Annotated in this window: 14 protein-coding genes and 1 pseudogene; 6 read left to right on the top strand and 9 right to left on the bottom strand. The window is 70.7% G+C overall.

Annotated elements, in window-relative coordinates; all coding sequences use genetic code 11:
• Nucleotides 1-282 precede the first annotated feature (282 nt).
• The 3 genes from ACGFSA_RS18550 (at nucleotide 283) to ACGFSA_RS18540 (ending at nucleotide 3,714) form a co-directional block, all read left to right on the top strand.
• Nucleotides 283-2,082, top strand: a complete 1,800-nt coding sequence (locus tag ACGFSA_RS18550; RefSeq protein ID WP_393305438.1) for an AMP-dependent synthetase/ligase — start codon at nucleotides 283-285, stop codon at nucleotides 2,080-2,082.
• Between the two features lie 213 nt (nucleotides 2,083-2,295).
• The gene (locus tag ACGFSA_RS18545) at nucleotides 2,296-3,132 is read left to right on the top strand and encodes an aldo/keto reductase (RefSeq protein WP_393305436.1); all 837 of its coding nucleotides are present in this window, start codon (nucleotides 2,296-2,298) and stop codon (nucleotides 3,130-3,132) included.
• Between the two features lie 96 nt (nucleotides 3,133-3,228).
• Nucleotides 3,229-3,714 carry an RICIN domain-containing protein gene (locus ACGFSA_RS18540; protein WP_393305434.1) on the top strand — a complete coding sequence of 162 codons (486 nt, stop codon included), beginning with the start codon at nucleotides 3,229-3,231 and terminating at the stop codon, nucleotides 3,712-3,714.
• A 20-nt stretch (nucleotides 3,715-3,734) separates the two neighbouring features.
• On the opposite strand, the gene ACGFSA_RS18535 is transcribed toward ACGFSA_RS18540, so the two are convergent.
• From ACGFSA_RS18535 to ACGFSA_RS18525, 3 genes are all read right to left on the bottom strand, one after another.
• The gene (locus ACGFSA_RS18535) at nucleotides 3,735-4,994 is read right to left on the bottom strand and encodes a VanZ family protein (protein WP_393305432.1); all 1,260 of its coding nucleotides are present in this window, start codon (nucleotides 4,992-4,994) and stop codon (nucleotides 3,735-3,737) included.
• Nucleotides 4,995-5,458: 464 nt separating this feature from the next.
• Nucleotides 5,459-6,388 carry a class I SAM-dependent methyltransferase gene (locus ACGFSA_RS18530; RefSeq protein ID WP_393305430.1) on the bottom strand — a complete coding sequence of 310 codons (930 nt, stop codon included), beginning with the start codon at nucleotides 6,386-6,388 and terminating at the stop codon, nucleotides 5,459-5,461.
• A gap of 21 nt (nucleotides 6,389-6,409) precedes the next feature.
• Nucleotides 6,410-7,381: a cupin domain-containing protein gene (locus ACGFSA_RS18525; protein WP_393305428.1), complete on the bottom strand. Its 972-nt coding sequence runs from the start codon at nucleotides 7,379-7,381 to the stop codon at nucleotides 6,410-6,412.
• An 81-nt stretch (nucleotides 7,382-7,462) separates the two neighbouring features.
• Here ACGFSA_RS18525 and ACGFSA_RS18520 point away from each other — a divergent pair, with 81 nt between their 5' ends.
• Nucleotides 7,463-8,317: an NmrA family transcriptional regulator gene (locus ACGFSA_RS18520; RefSeq protein ID WP_393305425.1), complete on the top strand. Its 855-nt coding sequence runs from the start codon at nucleotides 7,463-7,465 to the stop codon at nucleotides 8,315-8,317.
• A 135-nt stretch (nucleotides 8,318-8,452) separates the two neighbouring features.
• Here ACGFSA_RS18520 and ACGFSA_RS18515 read toward each other — a convergent pair whose 3' ends face one another.
• The gene (locus ACGFSA_RS18515; RefSeq protein ID WP_393305422.1) at nucleotides 8,453-9,217 is read right to left on the bottom strand and encodes a class I SAM-dependent methyltransferase; all 765 of its coding nucleotides are present in this window, start codon (nucleotides 9,215-9,217) and stop codon (nucleotides 8,453-8,455) included.
• A gap of 86 nt (nucleotides 9,218-9,303) precedes the next feature.
• On the opposite strand from ACGFSA_RS18515, the pseudogene ACGFSA_RS18510 reads away from it, so the two are divergent.
• A pseudogene (locus tag ACGFSA_RS18510) lies at nucleotides 9,304-9,419 on the top strand (LysR family transcriptional regulator); the annotation flags it as partial.
• On the opposite strand, the gene ACGFSA_RS18505 reads toward ACGFSA_RS18510, so the two are convergent.
• Complete coding sequence (locus tag ACGFSA_RS18505; RefSeq protein WP_393305420.1) at nucleotides 9,419-9,724, bottom strand: 4a-hydroxytetrahydrobiopterin dehydratase; 306 nt, start codon at nucleotides 9,722-9,724, stop codon at nucleotides 9,419-9,421. The pseudogene ACGFSA_RS18510 and the gene ACGFSA_RS18505 overlap by 1 nt on opposite strands.
• 62 nt (nucleotides 9,725-9,786) lie before the next feature.
• Between ACGFSA_RS18505 and ACGFSA_RS18500 the strand changes: the two genes are divergently transcribed.
• Nucleotides 9,787-10,596, top strand: a complete 810-nt coding sequence (locus ACGFSA_RS18500) for a helix-turn-helix domain-containing protein (RefSeq protein ID WP_393305418.1) — start codon at nucleotides 9,787-9,789, stop codon at nucleotides 10,594-10,596.
• A 107-nt stretch (nucleotides 10,597-10,703) separates the two neighbouring features.
• Here ACGFSA_RS18500 and secD read toward each other — a convergent pair whose 3' ends face one another.
• From secD to ligA, 4 genes are all read right to left on the bottom strand, one after another.
• On the bottom strand, nucleotides 10,704-13,007 hold the full coding sequence (gene secD, locus ACGFSA_RS18495; RefSeq protein ID WP_393305416.1) for a protein translocase subunit SecD: 2,304 nt from the start codon (nucleotides 13,005-13,007) through the stop codon (nucleotides 10,704-10,706).
• A 53-nt stretch (nucleotides 13,008-13,060) separates the two neighbouring features.
• On the bottom strand, nucleotides 13,061-13,531 hold the full coding sequence (locus tag ACGFSA_RS18490; protein ID WP_393305414.1) for a hypothetical protein: 471 nt from the start codon (nucleotides 13,529-13,531) through the stop codon (nucleotides 13,061-13,063).
• Between the two features lie 113 nt (nucleotides 13,532-13,644).
• Nucleotides 13,645-14,469, bottom strand: a complete 825-nt coding sequence (locus ACGFSA_RS18485) for a rod shape-determining protein (protein WP_393305412.1) — start codon at nucleotides 14,467-14,469, stop codon at nucleotides 13,645-13,647.
• Nucleotides 14,470-14,612: 143 nt separating this feature from the next.
• Nucleotides 14,613-16,727 carry an NAD-dependent DNA ligase LigA gene (ligA, locus tag ACGFSA_RS18480; protein WP_393305488.1) on the bottom strand — a complete coding sequence of 705 codons (2,115 nt, stop codon included), beginning with the start codon at nucleotides 16,725-16,727 and terminating at the stop codon, nucleotides 14,613-14,615.
• Nucleotides 16,728-16,741 lie beyond the last annotated feature (14 nt).

Below are 16,741 nucleotides of genomic sequence, written 5' to 3'. Positions count from 1 at the left end.
GGGAGAGAGGGGGCAGCAGGTACGGAATACCCCTGGCCGTCATGACGGGAGTGGCCGAGACGTACAGATTCGGTGGAGATTGCGGCGCGAGCTACTTACTCCACCGTCAGAAGCGCGCCCGAGCCTTGCCCATCTGGCCGGATATCTGTGGCTGATCTGTGCAGGTGGCACGCTCTCCGGTCGTTCCGGGCCCTCCCGCCGCGCCACCCGGTGGGGTAGCGTCACGGCGCTGTGCCGAGCGCCACAAGGAGCAGGTCATTGCGCGAGTTCACTGTCCCCCCCATGGCGGTCGCGCCCCAGGTAGGCGGGCTGGCCGATGCCGTCTTCGACTATGCGGAGGAGGATCCGCACCGCGTCTCGCTGGGCCGGAAGGACCCGGACGGACGCTGGCGTGATGTCACCGCGGCGACGTTCCGCGACGAAGTGCTCGCGCTCGCCAAGGGGTTGATCGCCCACGGTGTCCGATTCGGCGACCGGGTCGCCCTGATGGCGCGTACCCGTTACGAGTGGACGCTCTTCGACTTCGCGCTGTGGACGGTCGGCGCCCTGTCCGTGCCGGTCTATCCGACGTCCTCCGCCGAGCAGGTCCTCTGGATGCTGCACGACGCCGAGGTGTCCGCGATCATGGTCGAGCACGAGGACCACGCGATGACGATCGCCTCGGTGATCGACCGGCTGCCCCTGCTGAAGCGGCTCTGGCAGTTGGACTCGGACGCGGTGACCGAGCTGGTCGAGGCGGGCGTGGGTGTCGAGGACGAGGTGGTGCACCGGCACCGGCGGGCGGTGACGCCCGATACGGTGGCGACCGTCATCTACACGTCCGGCACCACGGGCCGCCCCAAGGGCTGCGTGATCACGCACGCCAACTTCATGTTCGAGGCGGACACGATGGCGTCGCGCTGGGAATCGGTCTTCCACTCCAAGCCGGGCGACGAGGCCGCCACGCTCCTCTTCCTGCCGCTGGCGCACGTCTTCGGCCGGATCATCGAGATCACGGCGGTCCGCGGCCGGGCGAAGCTGGGCCATCAGCCGGAGCTGTCGGCGAAGGCGCTCATGCCGGACCTGGTGTCGTTCCGGCCGACATTCATCCTGGCGGTTCCGTACATCTTCGAGAAGGTCTTCAACGGCGCCCGGCGCAAGGCCGAGGCGGAGGGAAGGATCGGGCCCTTCGACAAGGCCGTGGACGTAGCGGTGAAGTACGCGGAGGCGATGGAGCACCGGGCGTTCGGGACCGGCCCCGGCCCTTCCGCGGGGCTGCGGATGCAGCACCAGTTCTTCGACAAGGTCGTGTACAGGAAGGTCCGCGACGCGATGGGCGGCCGGATCCGGCACGCCATGTCCGGCGGTTCGGGGATGGACCGGCGGCTCGGTCTGTTCTTCGAGGGCGCGGGCGTCACGGTGTACGAGGGGTACGGACTGACCGAGTCCACGGCGGCGGCCACCGCCAATCCGCCGGAGCGCACCCGGTACGGCACGGTCGGGCAGCCTATCCCCGGCACCACCGTGCACATCGCCGACGACGGCGAGGTGTGGGTGCACGGCGCCAACGTCTTCGGCAGCTATCTGGGCAACCCGAAGGCCACCGCCGCGGTGCTGCACGACGGCTGGCTGGCCACCGGCGACCTGGGTGCGCTCGACGAGGACGGCTATCTGACGATCACCGGGCGGAAGAAGGAGATCCTGGTGACATCGGGCGGCAAGAGCGTGTCGCCGGCCGGTCTGGAGGAGCGGGTGCGGGCCCATCCGCTGGTGGCGCAGTGCATCGTGGTCGGCAACGACCGGCCGTACATCGCGGCGCTGGTGACCGTGGACCAGGAGTCCGTGGACCACTGGCTCACCATGCAGGGGCGGCCGCCGATGAACGCGGCGGACCTGGTGCGGGACCCGGATCTGGAGATGGAGGTCAGGCGGGCGGTGGTGGCCGCCAACACGGCGGTGTCGCAGGCCGAGTCGATCCGTACCTTCCGGATCCTTGCGCATCAGTTCACCGAGGAGCACGGTCTGCTGACCCCGTCGCTGAAGCTGAAGCGGAAGGCGATCGAGACGGCGTACGCGGTCGAGGTGGACGCGCTGTACCGCTGAGACAGGGCCGTGCCGCCCCGCCGGAGGTGCACTCGCCCCGGCAGGACGGCACATGAAACAAAACCCGCTACATGGTCGAGACGCCGGTGAGCATGACCGCGAGAGCAGCCACCCTTCAGCGGTGCTGAACGGCCGGTCGGCAGGGAATGCATGGCGCCTCCTGATCGTTGACCACTGGGAAAACCAACCGACGACGTAAAGGATCGACCGCTCGTGAGCCAGGTCCCCTCCCTCACCCTCAACAACGGCGTCGAGATGCCGCAGCTCGGTTTCGGTGTCTGGCAGGTGCCGGACGACGAGGCCGCGAAGGCGGTCGCGACGGCCATCGAGTCCGGGTACCGGAGCATCGACACCGCCGCGATCTACGGGAACGAGGAGGGCACCGGCAAGGCCGTCGCCGCCTCCGGTGTCCCCCGCGAGGAGCTCTTCGTCACCACCAAGCTGTGGAACGTCGACCAGGGCTACGAGTCGACGATGCGTGCCTTCGACGCGTCACTGGACAAGCTGGGCCTCGACCACGTCGACCTGTACCTGATCCACTGGCCGACGCCTGCCAAGGACGCGTACATCGACACGTACAAGGCGTTCGAGAAGATCTACGCCGACGGTCGCGCGAAGGCCATCGGTGTCTCCAACTTCCTTCCGGAGCACCTGGAGCGCCTGCTCGGCGAGACCTCCGTGGTCCCGGTGATCAACCAGATCGAGCTGCACCCGCAGCTCCAGCAGGCCGAGTCGCGCGCCTTCCACGCGCGGCACGGCATCGCCACCGAGGCCTGGTCCCCGCTGGGTCAGGGCAAGGGCCTCCTGGAGGTCCCGACGGTCGTCGCGATCGCCCGGAAGCACGGCCGCACACCCGCGCAGGCGGTGCTCCGCTGGCACCTCCAGACGGGCAACGTGGTGATCCCGAAGTCCGTGACGCCGTCGCGGATCGCGGAGAACATCGATGTGTTCGGCTTCGAGCTGGACGCCGACGACCTGGCCGCGTTCGCCGCGCTCGACGAGGGCAAGCGCCTCGGCCCGAACCCGGGCGAGTTCAACCTGGGTGCCTGAGCCCGACCGTTGCACGACCGAATCACGCACGACCGCCGTCCGGCTCCCCCGCCGGGCGGCGGTCTGCATGCGGGTGAACCCGGAGGAGACACCATCATGAGCGCGGACACCGCACCCGTTGTCGCACCGGGTCTGTACCGGCTGCGCAATGTGGGCAGCGGACTGCTGCTGGAGGTTGACGGCTCCGCCAAGGGCAGCGGCGCCAATGTGCAGCAGGGCGCGGACAAGCAGGACGGGGCGGGCGGGCGGCACTGGCAGCTCTCCCCCGTGCACGAGGGTGCCGCGCTGTACCACCTGACCAATGCGCACAGCGGCAAGCGGCTGGACGTCGCCAACGCCTCCACGGAGAACGGCGCCAACGTCCAGCAGTGGAAGGCCAACAACTACGGCGCCCAGGAGTGGCTGATCGAACAGCATCTGGATGCGCCGGGCACCGTGACGCTGGTCAGTTTCATCAGCGGACTCGTCCTGGAAGTGGCCGACGGCTCCACGGCGGACGGCGCCAATGTGCAGCAGTGGGAGGACACCGACTCCCCCGGCCAGTGGTGGCAGTTGGAGCCGGTGCCGGGCACCCCCCAGTAGGGTTTGCATGGCGTCGGTGCTTACGACTCAGCGGGAGCTTCCTGGCCAGGGATGGGGTCGGGCTGCACCTGCTGGCCGGTGATCGCATCGATTCGGAGAGCTGCGTGCGCCTCACCGTTCCTGCCGACGTTCACCAGCCAGAGGGGTCGCCAGGTCCCGTTGACCTGTTCGGCCAGCAGGAAGGTTTCCCCAACACTCTCCATGTTCGTCAAGCCCTCTGCGCGATGCTGGGCCTCAGCACGGTCCAGTACCGGCTTCGGCACGGTGGGGTCTTCTGCCGGTCTTACCGTGATCGCCATGATCCGGCCCGAAGAGGCAACAGTGATATCCAGCCGCATGGGCATGAGGACATGGTCGTGATACCGGCGGTAGCTGAGCGTATATGGGCCGATACCCTCACCGAGGAGGTCCCAGGTAACCACACTGTCCTTCACCTCTTCGGGAAACCAACGCGATGCGAAGCGCTGGCCAACGGCCTTGGCCTGCGCAGAGCTCAGAGTCCCACCGTCGTCCTGGTGGTCGTCCGCCTCTGCGGCGAGTATCTTCCGGTCGGTCCACGAGAGGTTGAGGACGCCTTGGTCGGTAGTGACGTCGATCTTCGCCGGTTCGCTGGGGGCACTTGGGCGCAGCTGGACCTGCACTACCTTTGCCTGGTCCCCGAACACGCCGGCGGCAGCTGAGCGCGCCCAGCGGTCCTGAGCGACGGAGACTCCCAGCCCCTCGGAGGCGCCCTCGACGGGGGCGACCGCGCCGAAGAGGGCGAACATGGCGAGAAGGCAGCCCGCCACGGCGCTGCCACCACGGACGAAGTCACGCCATGAGAAGGGGGGCCTGCGTGCCATGAACCCCCATACGACCAACCCCGCAGAGAAACCGAGCGCGGCTCCCGTGCAGTTGAGAGTGATGTCGGAGTAGGTGCAGGTCCTGCCCAGCGGGAAAGCCGCCTGCGCGAGCTCCACTCCGGGGACGGCGACACTGGCGATCGCCAACGAGGACATCGGCCGACGGGTCGCTGTCACGAGGAAGAAGCAGCCCGGGGCGAACAGCAACAGGTTGAGCTGCCCGGGCGTGGTGTGCAAGGCATCGCGCAGGGATGTTCCCGTGACGCACGTCATGCTCGTGGCCGCGTCCCCGACGCTGCCCGGCGTCAACGTCACTGCGAACGCACCCGCGAAGAGGACTGCTGCTGCCACGCTGTGCAACACAGGGGCTTTTTTCGCCCGCGCCATGAGCACGGCAGGCGTGGTGAGCAGCACTGCGAATACCAGGAAAAGGGACACGACACCTGGCAGTGCCCGGACAGACGCGCTGATCAATGGAGTTCCTTGTTCTGACGACAGGGCTTCCGGCCCGACGAGAAGGGCCCGGAAGCCGGTGTGCCGTATCAGCAGGGGCTGAGACTCAGCGTCCAGAAGTAGCCCCGTCTGGCGTCGATGTCCAGGACCTGGTCAGGCAGATCGCGCCCGCCGGCCCGCGAGGCCGGTATCCCCGTCCGGGTCCTGACAGCCTGAAGCCGAGCGGCATCCGGGGCCGTGGCCCGGGCTGCGCGCAACGCGGCCTGACTGACCACCCCGCGACCATCGGCCGAAACGACGAGCTTGGGACGCCACCCGGCAGTGTGCACGCAGAAAGTGCCTTCCTGCTGGAACGACAGAAGCCTTGGGCAAGCCCTGTCGTCCCAGCTCAGAAGGCACCTTCACCTTTCCGCTCAAGATCCGGACGCCGCCGCCGGTGAACGCGGAGGCTAGGCGCGTCGGGCCAGGTGGACCGTGCGCGCAGTCAGCAGGAAGACGTCGGGGCGGTGGTGCAGTCCGGCCGGGTCCTCGGGGTCGAGCAGCCGGTCGAGTGTGGCGAGGTCGTCGGCGGCGAGCTCCCCGGCGAACATCTCGCGGCGGCGGGCGAATTCGGCGATGACATGGTCACGCGCCTGGCCGGAGACAGGTGCGGGCAGGTCGAGCAGGAAACTGCGAGTACCCTGTGGGGCCAGCCCCACCGCGGTGAACAGGGCGCTCCAGTCCTCGATCTCCCGCGTGGTGTCCGGGAGTGCCGCCCGCATCTCCTCGAACCACTCCGCGGTGATCGCGTCAAGCCTGGCCTCCAGGCCGGGCCGGCCGATGCCGATGTCGCGCGGAAGCTGACGGGGCGCCAGTCCGCCCTCGACGAGGGCGACGGTTCCGCCGGGGCGCAGCAGTCCGGCGAAGCCGGCGAGGACGGCGCGCTGGTCTCCCATGTGATGCAGGGCGTTGCCCGCCCAGATCAGGTCAGCCTCTCCCAACTTGGCCAGCTCGTCGGGGATTTCGGCGTGCAGGGTACGGACGCGATCGCCGAGTCCGAGGCGTTGGGCGCGGGCCCGGGTGCGCTCCAGGAGCGCCGGAGTGCCGTCCACGGCGACGACTTCGGCCTCGGGGAACTCCTCGGCGAGCAGGCAGGAGATCACGCCGGGTCCGCTGCCGATGTCGAGGACCCTGCGTACCTGCGGGGCGGTGGACAGTCCGGCGATCCAGTGGGCCGCCGCCGCGTACTGGGGGCTGCTGAGCTCGCCGTTCCGCTCCAGCTGCGGACCCATGACGTCCCAGTCGGGGTCGGTGATGTCGTCGTGGTGGCCGTGCCCGGTACGGTCGTGCCGGCCGTGGGTGCTGCCGTGATGAGGGCCGTGATCGGCGTGCTTCGTCATGCGGCCAAGCCTCGCCGGACCTCACGCAGGTGGCGAACTTTGTTGCCGGTTCGGCAAGCCGTGGCCTCTCCGGTACTCCTGGGGGCTGACGCCGCGGCCGCGTTTGAAGGCGGTGCTGAAGGCGAACGACCCGCTGTAGCCGACCTTCCGGGCCACCGCCTCCACGGTGGCGTCCGTCTCCCGCAGCAGATCCGCGGCGACGGCCAGGCGCCAGCCGGTCAGGTACGCCATCGGTGGCTCCCCCACCAGTTCGGTGAAGCGGCGGGCGAGTCCGGCCCGCGAGACTCCGGTCCGGGCGGCCAGTGCGGCGACTGTCCAGGGGTGCGCCGGTTCGTTCTGCAGCAGCCGTAGCGCCTGTCCGACGACCGGGTCGCCCATCGCCCGGTACCAGGCCGGTCCCTCGGCCCCGGGCCGGGAGAACCAGCTGCGCAGTACGGCGATGAGCAGCAGATCGAGCAGCCGGTCGAGGACCACGCTCTGGCCCGGCTCGTCCCGGGATATCTCGGCGTCGAGCAGCGTCAGCAGGGGGTCGCTTCGGGTGTCGGAGGGCAGGAGGAGCAGCGGGGGAAGGGCGTCGAGGAGCCGCCTGCTGATCTCGCCCTCCAGCAGGTAGGTGCCAATGAGCATGTTCGCCGCGCCGTCGGCCGCGTTGCCCCAGGTGCGTACCCCCAGCTGCATGGACTCCGAGAGCGGCTCGCCGCGCAGGGTGCTACAGGCGCCGCCGGGGCCGATCCGGGCGTGCGGCGCGGTGCCGGGGATGTCGGCGACGGTGTACGGCTCCGGGCCGCGGGCGATGGCGATGTCACCGGGCCGCAGCAGCACCGGGTCCGTCGCGCCTGCGGGGACGATCCAGGCCTCGCCGTGGGTCATGGACATCAGACAGAGCGGTGCCCGGTCCTCGATCCGTACGGACCAGGGCGGTTCCATCACCATGCGCAGCAGGAAGGCGCCCCTGGCACGTGGTCCGTCGAGCAGTCCGGCGAGTGCGTCCATGGTCAGCAGCGTAGACGTACGCGTAGGGGGTTGAGCGGTTCGCGCATGGTCCGGGCGGAGCCTCCCCGCGACGATTGAGTCATGACACGGAACACGGAGAACGTGAAGCGCGAGACAGTGTTGGTGACGAGCGGTACGGGAAAGACGGGCCGCCGGGTGGTGGAGCGGCTCGCCGCCCGCGGAGTGCCGGTACGGGCCGGCTCGCGCGGTGGCGAGGTCCGCTTCGACTGGGCGGACGAGTCGAGCTGGGCGCCCGCCCTGCGGGGCGTGGATGCCGCGTACGTCGCGTACTACCCCGATCTGGCGGCGCCCGGTGCCCCGGAGGCGATGGCGGCCTTCGGGCGGATCGCGGTGGAGAACGGGGTGCACCGGCTGGTGCTGCTCTCCGGGCGGGGTGAACCACAGGCGGTGGTGGCGGAGGAGAAGCTGCGGGGGGCGGCGGCCGGGGCAACGCTCACCGTCGTACGGTCGGCGTTCTTCGCGCAGAACTTCAGCGAGGGCGTGCTGCTGGACGGGGTGTTCGGCGGTGAGGTGGTGTTCCCGGCGGGCGGGACCGCTGAGCCGTTCGTCGACGCCGACGATCTGGCCGATGTGGTGGTCGCCGCGCTCACCGAGGAGGGTCATGGGGGCCTGGTGCACGAACTGACCGGACCTCGGCTGCTGACCTTCGACGAGGTGGCGTCGGAGATCACGCTGGCCGTGGGGCGCGAGGTGCGGTACGTCTCGGTGACGGAGCCTCAGTACGCGGCGGCTCTGGAGGAGTTCGGCATGCCGGCCCCTGAAGCGGGCTTCCTGGCCGAGCTGTTCACGACACTGCTGGACGGTCACAACGCGAGGACGACGGATGGGGTGGAGCGCGTGCTGGGACGGGCTCCGAAGGACTTCGGCACGTTCGCGCGGGAGGCCGCGGAGGACGGGTCCTGGACGGCGACGTAAGGAGGTCATCTGCTGGATCCCCGGCTGACGCGGGCGACCCGATGCGGCCTGCGCGCCCCGATGACGCGCGGGATACGGGCGAACCCCTGTCGGGCAGGTTCAGGCAGCCCGCCCGCAGAGGGTTGCCTGAACCTGTTAAAGTTGGGCAATTACTCCCCAACCCCTGCGCCGGAACGCCAGCAGCCGGTACTCCGGCTCGGGGCGCGGCCGGTCCGGCTCGGGCAGCGCCAGGAGCGCCGCCGCCAGCTCGTCCGCCGCCGCCCCCGGCAGCTCCAGACGCGAGACGAAGTAGCCGGCACGCACAGCACGCGCGGCACTCCGCGGCGTCCGCCCCTGTCCGTGTCCGAGGAATCGGTTCTCCCCCACCACATCGAGCCCGGCCTCCGCGCCGTACGCGACGACCAGTTCCTCGGGGTCGGATGGGCTCGGGCGCAGGTACGGGACGAACAGCTCGTCGATGTCGCTGCCCACGTCGTGCGCCGCGTCCTTGTCGACCGTGGTGACGAACACACCGCCGGGCCGCAGCACCCGTGCCGCCTCGGACACCACCGCCCGCACGTCACCCGCCCCCCGCAGCAGATGCAGCAGCCAGACGGTGCCCACGGCGTCGACCGCGGCGGCGGGCAGCGGCAGCCGCCGTGCGTCGGCCAGCGCCACGGCGCCGATCCGTCGCCGCGCGAACCGCGCCATGCCGTACGAGGCATCGGTGCCCAGCACCCGCAGTGCGGGCCGGGCCAGCGCCATCCGCTCGGTGACCAGTCCCGTACCGCAGCCGATGTCCAGCAGCGTGCGGGCGGACTCCGGGACCAGCCCGAGCAGCGCGCGGGCCGCGGCCTCGGCCCGGGGCACGCCGCCGCGCGTCGCGTCGTATGCAGCTGCCTCAGCGTTGTAATCCAGCATGAGGGCGATCGTAGGGCAACCGCCCCGCTGAACAGATGAGGACAGCGGTGTATTGCCGGTTCGCCCAGGCCACATAACTTGCCTTCATGAAGCTGGAGTTACGTCGGCTGCGGACCGTACGTGCCATCGCCGACACCGGTAGCCTCACCAAGGCGGCCGCCGCGTCGGGGTCGCCCAGCCCGCCGCGGCGCCCCCGCTCCGTCACGCCGCGCCGTGCCCCGCGGCGATCGCCTCCACGCGCGCGGCAAGTTCCATGTCGTTCTCGGTGACCACCCCGCCCGCGTCGTGCGTGTTCACCGACAGGGAGACGGTGTTGTAGCCGAGCGTCAGATCGGAGTGGTGGTTCAGCTCCTCCTGGATCTGCGCGACATGGATGGTGAGTCCGGCGGCGGCGAAGTGCGAGCGGAACCGGTAACTGCGGGTGATCCGGTCTCCCTCCAGCGCCCAGCCGGGCAGCTCGCGCAGCCGGTCCTCGATCTCTTTCTGCGACAGCGGTTCGGCGGCCATGGTGCGGCTCCCTCACAAGGTCGGTTGTCGATGGGCGGTGCCGGTGACGTTACGGTCTCCGTATGACAACTGTCGCGCTTGACACGGGGGTAGGGCCACTGCTGCGCAGCTGGCGGGAGCAGCGCCGACTGAGCCAGCTGGAGCTGGCGCTGCGCGCGGACTCCTCGGCCCGCCACATCTCCTTCATCGAGACGGGCCGTTCCCGTCCCAGCGAGGAGATGATCCTTCGGCTGGCCGAGCATCTCGATGTGCCGGTCAGGGAACGCAATGCCCTGCTGGTGGTGGCCGGTTATGCGCCCCGTTACGCGGAGACCGCTCTCGACGATCCCGCGATGGGCGCGCTGCGCGAGGGCATGGAACAGCTGTTGCGGGGCTACGACCCGTATCCGGCGCTCGTCGTCGACGGGACGTATAACGTGGTGGCCGCCAATCGGGGTATCGCCATGATGCTGGAGGGGGTGGCGGAGCACCTGCTCGCACCTCCGCTCAACGCCATGCGGCTCACCCTCCACCCGGAGGGTCTGGCTCCGAGGATCCGTAATCTTCGGGAGTGGCGGGCCGACCTACTGGCGCAGATGGAACGTCAGATCGCGCTGGCCCGTTCGGCGGAGCTGCGTGAGCTGTACGAGGAGGTCGCCGCCTACCCCCTGCCGGAGAGCGCCGATGGGCAGGACGAGCCGGCGGAACCGCCGTCGGCACTGTCGTTCGCGCTGCCGATGGTGATCGAGCACGACGGGCGGGTGCTCTCGTTCGTCGCCTCCATCGCGACATTCAATACGCCGATGGATGTGACGGTCGCCGAATTGGCGATCGAGACGTTTCTGCCCGCCGATCAGGAGACCGCCGCGTATCTGAGGTCGCTCCCGTCCTGACGGCCCGCGTCCGGTGCGTCACCCCTTGGCGAGGGAGCCGCGACATGTGCCGCCCCCGCCCCGGTGGGCGGGGCGGGGGCGGCACATGCTGCGGGAGCGCGAAGCGGTTACACGCGCGCCCCGTTGTCGAGCGGGTCCCGGCGTTTCGTCCTCGCGTCGGACGTGCGCCCCGGGGCCCGCTTGCGGGCGGGCGGCGGGGCCTTGCTGCTCTTCTCCAGGGTGAGTGCGACCGGTACGGCGGTCATGACCGAGGAGTACGTGCCGACGCAGATACCGATGAGCAGGGCGAGCGCGAAGTCCGCGAGGGAGTCGCCGCCCAGCACGGCGAGGGCGGCCAGGATGAAGAGGGCGCCCATGCCGGTGTTGACGGTTCTGGGAACGGTCTGCAGGACGGCGCGGTTGGCGACGGTCGCCACGGGTACCCGGCGCGCCTTCGCCCACAGTTCGCGAACCCGGTCGAAGACGACCACCGAGTCATTGACGGAGTAGCCGATGACGGTGAGGAGTGCGGCCAGGAAGATGCCGTCGACGGTGCGGCCGAGCCAGGCGAACGCGCCGACCAGAACGATGACGTCGTGGACGAGCGCGGCGACCGATGCCAGGGCGAACGTCCAGCGGAACCGGACCGCCAGATACGCGAGTTGCACGAGGACGGCGATGGCGAGCGCGATCAGCGCGTTGCGCCGCAGTTCGTCGCCGAGGCTGGGGCCGATGAGTTCGTCGCGGACCTTGGTGGTGTCGCCGCCCTCTTCGGCAAGGGCGGCACGCAGGGTGTGCTCCTCGTCGTTGCTGAGGTCCCCGGTACGTACGGAGAGGTCGCCCGCGCCTGCTGTGGTGACCTCGGCGTCGCCGAACCCCGCGCCGGCCAGGGCAGTGCGGGCGGTCTCCACGTCGACGGGCCGGCTGGTGGAGTACTCGACGAGCCGGCCTCCGGTGAACTCCACGCCCAGATTGACACCCCGTACGACGATACCGAGGACCGCGACGGCGATCAGCGCCGTGGAGATCAGCAGCCAGCGGCGGGGGGACCGGAACAGCTGCGGATCACGGCGGGTCAGCCAGGTCCGTACACGGCCGGGGCGGGCGATGCCGTTGACGCCCCGGTAGTCGCTGACGAACCGCGAGCGGGACGCGATCTCGGTGAGGGCGCGAGCGATGACGAGCGCCGAGAACATCGACGCGAGAACACCGATGGCGAGCGTGACTCCGAAGCCCTTGACCGGTCCCGAGCCGAGGAAGAAGAGCAGACCGGCCGCGATCAGGGTGGTCACGTTGGAGTCGGCGACCGCGCTCCAGGCGTTACGGAAGCCGGCGGTCATCGCGGAGCGCAGGGAGCGGCCGGGACGTTCCGCGTACTCCTCCCTGGCGCGTTCGAAGACCAGCACGTTCGCGTCGACCGCCATCCCGATGGCGAGGACGAATCCGGCGAGTCCGGGGAGGGTGAGGGTGACGCCGAGAGCGACCAGCGCGGCGTACGAGATGACTCCGTACGCGGCCAGGGCCACCGCGGCGAGGGCGCCGAAGAGCCGGTAGACGAACGTGATGAAGAGGGCGGTGGCGGCGGCGCCGATGAGGGCGGCTTGGGCGCTGGCGTCGATGGCGGCGGCGCCGAGCGTCGGACCGACGGTCCGCTGTTCGACGATCTCGACGGGAAGGGGCAGCGCGCCGCCCTTGATGAGCAGCGCGAGATCGCGGGCCTCGTCGGCGCCGAAGGAGCCGGTGATCTGTGTGGAGCCGGACGGAAGGCCGATGTTGCAGCCGACGGACGGGGCGACCTGGGGCGAGGAGATCACCTGGTCGTCGAGGACGATCGCGACCCGCCGCCGATCGTCCTGAACGGGATGACAGGCGGCTTCGCCGGTCAGCCGGGTCCAGTCCCGGCCCGCACCCTTGTGGAAGTCGAGAGCAACGGTCCAGCCGGCGCCCTGCTGGGCGTCGAAGGAGGCCCCGGCGTCCTTGACACCCGCGCCGGTCAGCCGGGCCGGGCCGAGGGCGAGAGGGCGGCCCTTCTCGTCGGGCAGCGTCAGCCCGGCGGACTTCCCGTTCTCCTGTTCCGTGCCGGGGCCCTGGACGGCGTGGAAGCTGAGCTGGGCGGTCCTGCCGATGACTTCGGCGGCCTTTCGCGGGTCCTGGACGTCGGGCAGTTCGACGATGATCCGGTCCTCTCCGGACCGGGTCAGGGTCGGTTCGGCGACGCCGAGCGAGTCGATGCGCTGGCGGAGCACCTCAAGGGTTCGGTCGGTGCTCTCCCGGTCCGCCTTCGTGGTGGCGGAGTCCTTGGCCTGGAGCACCATCCTGGTGCCGCCCTGAAGATCGAGGCCGAGTCTGGGCGACATGGTCAGCGTGATGAGCACGGAGACGAGCAGCACGGCCGCAGCCAGAACCGCTCGCACCGTGGTGGCGCGAGTCATGGAAATCCTCCGAGAGGGACGCCGGCCGCACTCGCCTCGGCGAGGGCGCGGCGTCAGGTCTGTCGAGCAGAACGGTGGCCGGGGGAACGGTCCGTCCTCGGAGGGCCGCGTACGCCGGGGAGCGCCACGCGGAGGGAATCGGCTGCGAAGGAGGGGGTGTCCGGGGCCCGTTGCCGAGCCGGAAGCGGTACGAGGATGCCGGGAGTCCCCGGCAGCAGGGCGCCGCCGGGGCCGGGCGGCGGGAGCTGGTGCTGGATGCGGATGTGGTCGGTGGCGACCCAGGGGCGGGGAACGGCCGGGAGAACTGTGCGGACGTGGCCGGTCGCCGTGCGGGTCCGCCGGGTGTCGTGCGGGTGGCCGGGGCGGGCGGTCCGATCGGTGTGCTGGGCGGACGGCGGAACGACGGCCGTGTGCGCGGCGGCGGGCGACGGACCGGACAGGGAGCGTGGCGGGGTTACGGCTCCGGCGGCCGCGACGGCCGCGGACGCGCCGCCGACGACGGTGAGCACGACGAGGAGAAACACGACCAGGGTCTGACGGGCCGCTGTCGCGCGCCCTCGGCGCGCCGTACGGTGTGCCGGGCTGTCCGGGCGCCCTCTCGGGGGTGTGTTCCCCGGGGGCGGCCCCGGGAAGGGGGTCACCTCGCCGGGCCGGGCAGGGCCGGTGCCGCGGCGGCGTGCCGGAGCGCGGAGCTGAGGATCAGCCCCGCGCCGCGGACCACCGTGGTGGCCGGGTCATCGGCGAGCCGCACCGGAACCCCGAGGCGGACCGCGATCCGGTTGGTGATGTCGGGGCGCAGGGCACCGCCTCCGGCGAGCAACGGGCCCTTGCGCAGGGCTCCGAGGACCGCGCCGTGCCGGTCCTGCTGCCACATCTCCATGATCATGTCCAGTGCGGTGCGGACGACGGCGGTGGGCGGCTCGGCGGGTCCGAGGTCGCTGAGTCCGGTCTCGGCCTCACGGGCGTCCCGGACCATTCCGTCGACCAGGAGGGTGACCTCGGTCAGCTCGGCGCCGATGTCGACGACGAGCAGCGGGCCGCCGTCCTGCGGCCCGGCGTATGCGGCGGCGGCCCTGGCGCTGTTCAGCACGATGATGCTCGTCGGCCCGAGTGCGGCGAGGAGCTCCCGCGCCTCGGCGCGGTGTTCGGGCCCGGCGAGGACCGGGTGGCTGAGGACGATCAGGGTCTCGCTGCGGTCGGCGCCCAGTGCCGTGTCGGCGATGCGGCTGAGCATCCGGCCGCAGGACTCGGGGTCGACGATGCGCCCGCGCCGGACCGGACGGCCGTGACCGCGCCCACCGTCGGTATCGTCGGTGGTCGCGGCGTCGGTGACGATGCCGAGTCCGGGAATCCAGGCGCGGGTGCGGGAACTGCCGAGGTCGAGGGCGAGTCCGCGGGTGACACCGCGGTATCCGTTGCGGACGGACCGGCCGTGTCGCCGTCCGTCGTGCGGAGAATGCATCGTCCCTCATCCCCCGGCCTGCCGCAGCAGCCGTTCACACATTCATCGGCTCGCCGATAGCGAGGCAGGACCGAGCCCTCACTATGCAATAAGAAGGCAAAGAAAGCCACTCTTAGGCAAAATCCAAGGGCTCGGGGCGCCCCTCACACCTCCGACGGCAGGAACTCGGCGATCAGTTCGGCGAACTCGTCCGGCGCGGCGATCCGCACGCCGAGGTCCTCCGCCTTCGTGCGCTTGGACCCGGCCTTCTCGCCGGCGACGAGCAGCGTGGTGCGCTTGGAGACGCTGGACGAGGACTTCCCGCCGGCCCGCTCGATCAGCTCGTTCATCTGATTCCGGGAGAGCTTCTCCAGCGCGCCGGTCATGGCCCCGGTGACGACCACGGTCATTCCGTCCAGCGGCCGTTCGGCAGCCGTCTCGCCGTCCGCGACGGCGGCAGCAGCGTCCGGGCGCTCCTCGCCCGGCTCCGGCGGCGGCGTCGCGCCGGGCTCCACCATGGTGACCCGGGCGGCGACCAGCTTCTCGATCAGCGGGGCGAGCTCGACCAGCTCCGCGACCACCCCGGCGGCCTTCTCCTTGCCGATGCCGTCGACCTGCTGCAGCGTGTCGACGTCGGCGGCGCGGATCCGGTCCATGCTGGCGAAGTAACGGGCGATCCGCCGCGACATGGAACGCCCCGTGCCCCGTACGCCCAGGGCGCAGAAGACCCGGGAGAGCGGGCGGGTACGCGCCGTCTCGATGGCGGCCAGGAGGTTGTCGGTGCTCGTCTCGCCCATCCGCTCCAGGCCGAGCAGCTGCTCGCGTTCGAGCGTGAAGAGATCGGCGAAGTCGGTGACCAGCCCGGCATCGACGAGCTGGACGACTCGGGTCGAGCCGAGGCCCTCGATGTCGAGCTGGTCGCGGCCCGCCGCATACGAGATGGAGGCGACGAGGCGGCAGTCGCGGCCCCGGACACAGCGCCAGCGCTGCTCGCTCGTGTCGATCTCGGAACCGCACTGCGGACATGTCGCGGGGAAGACGATGGGCTGCTCGTCGCCGGTCCGCAGATGGGCGACCGGCGCCTCGATGCGGGGGATGATGTCGCCGGCCTTGTAGACCATCACCCGGTCGCCCAGGCGCAGATCGCGGCGGGTGATGTCGGCGGGGTTGTGCAGTGTGGCGTAACTGACCGTCGATCCGTCGATCTCGACGGGTTCCAGCACGGCGCGCGGGGCGATGATGCCGGTCCTGCCGACGTTCCACTCGACGCCGAGGAGCCGGGTGACCTTCTCGACGGCCGGGAGCTTGTACGCGATGGCCCAGCGCGGCGCCCGGGTGCCCGAACCGGCCTCGCGCTGGTCGGCCGCGAGATCGGCCTTGATCACGATGCCGTCGATACCGAACGGCAACGAGGCGCGCAGCGCGGCGATTTCCTCGACCCGGGCCTGCACCTCCCAGGCCGTGGTGACGGTGCGCGGCGCCACGTCCGAGTCGGCCGCGGTGTGCACGCCGAGCCCGGCGACGTACCTGAGGACTTCGCTGTGCGGGAGTCCGGCCAGCGTGTCGGTCAGCTCGCCGGACTCGGGCAGCGGCAGGGCGCCGTACGCGAAGAACGTCATCTCGACCGTGTAGGGGCGGTCCTTGGCGCGGAGGGTGCCCGCCGCGCCGTTCCTCGGGTTGGCGAAAGGGTCGCCGCCGTGCTCGGTGCGGGCCGTGTTGGCCTGCTCGAACTGTTCGTTCGTCATCAGGATCTCGCCGCGGACCTCTATCGTCACCGGCTCGCCGAGCTGCTCCGGGAGCCCGACGACGGTGCCGACCGCATGCGACACGTCCTCGCCCGCCGTGCCGTCACCCCGGGTGATCAGGCGCTCCAGGCGGCCCGACCGGTAGCGGGCGGCGACCGCGAGCCCGTCGAGCTTGGGCTCCACGCTCCACGCGGCGACCGGTCTGCCGATCCGGCGCTCCAGGGACGCCGTCCAGGTGGCGAACTGCTCGGCGGAGAACACGTTGTCCAGGGAGAGCATCGGCACCGTGTGCGGCACGTCCCCGCCCGCGGCGCCGCCGGCCACCTTGCCGGTCGGCGAGGCGGCCAGCACGTCCTGCGGGTGCTCCTCCTCATATACGGCGATCCCGCGCACCAGCCGGTCGTACGCGTCGTCGTCGAGCGTGCTCTCGCCCGCGGCGTAGTACGCGGCGGCGGCCGCCGACGCTTCTTCGACCGCGGCGGCGTAGGAGGCGGCATCGGCGAGCACAACAGCTGAGTTCGTCATGGGCACCATCCTGCCGCCCACCA

The organism is Streptomyces sp. NPDC048496 (assembly GCF_043200055.1).
GTDB lineage: Bacteria > Actinomycetota > Actinomycetes > Streptomycetales > Streptomycetaceae > Streptomyces.
Note: the sequence above shows the minus strand (reverse complement) of the source record. Positions and strands in the feature narration are given on the sequence as shown.

Bases quoted from the DNA above. Each gene is read 5' to 3' on its own strand.
- ACGFSA_RS18540 (WP_393305434.1), top strand. From the start codon at position 3,229: ATGAGCGCGGACACCGCACCCGTTGTCGCACCGGGTCTGTACCGGCTG.
- ACGFSA_RS18520 (WP_393305425.1), top strand. From the start codon at position 7,463: ATGACACGGAACACGGAGAACGTGAAGCGCGAGACAGTGTTGGTGACG.
- ACGFSA_RS18550 (WP_393305438.1), top strand. From the start codon at position 283: ATGGCGGTCGCGCCCCAGGTAGGCGGGCTGGCCGATGCCGTCTTCGAC.
- ACGFSA_RS18525 (WP_393305428.1), bottom strand. From the start codon at position 7,381: ATGGACGCACTCGCCGGACTGCTCGACGGACCACGTGCCAGGGGCGCC.
- ACGFSA_RS18530 (WP_393305430.1), bottom strand. From the start codon at position 6,388: ATGACGAAGCACGCCGATCACGGCCCTCATCACGGCAGCACCCACGGC.
- ACGFSA_RS18500 (WP_393305418.1), top strand. From the start codon at position 9,787: ATGACAACTGTCGCGCTTGACACGGGGGTAGGGCCACTGCTGCGCAGC.
- ACGFSA_RS18515 (WP_393305422.1), bottom strand. From the start codon at position 9,217: ATGCTGGATTACAACGCTGAGGCAGCTGCATACGACGCGACGCGCGGC.
- ligA (WP_393305488.1), bottom strand. From the start codon at position 16,727: ATGGTGCCCATGACGAACTCAGCTGTTGTGCTCGCCGATGCCGCCTCC.
- ACGFSA_RS18485 (WP_393305412.1), bottom strand. From the start codon at position 14,469: ATGCATTCTCCGCACGACGGACGGCGACACGGCCGGTCCGTCCGCAAC.
- secD (WP_393305416.1), bottom strand. From the start codon at position 13,007: ATGACTCGCGCCACCACGGTGCGAGCGGTTCTGGCTGCGGCCGTGCTG.
- ACGFSA_RS18505 (WP_393305420.1), bottom strand. From the start codon at position 9,724: ATGGCCGCCGAACCGCTGTCGCAGAAAGAGATCGAGGACCGGCTGCGC.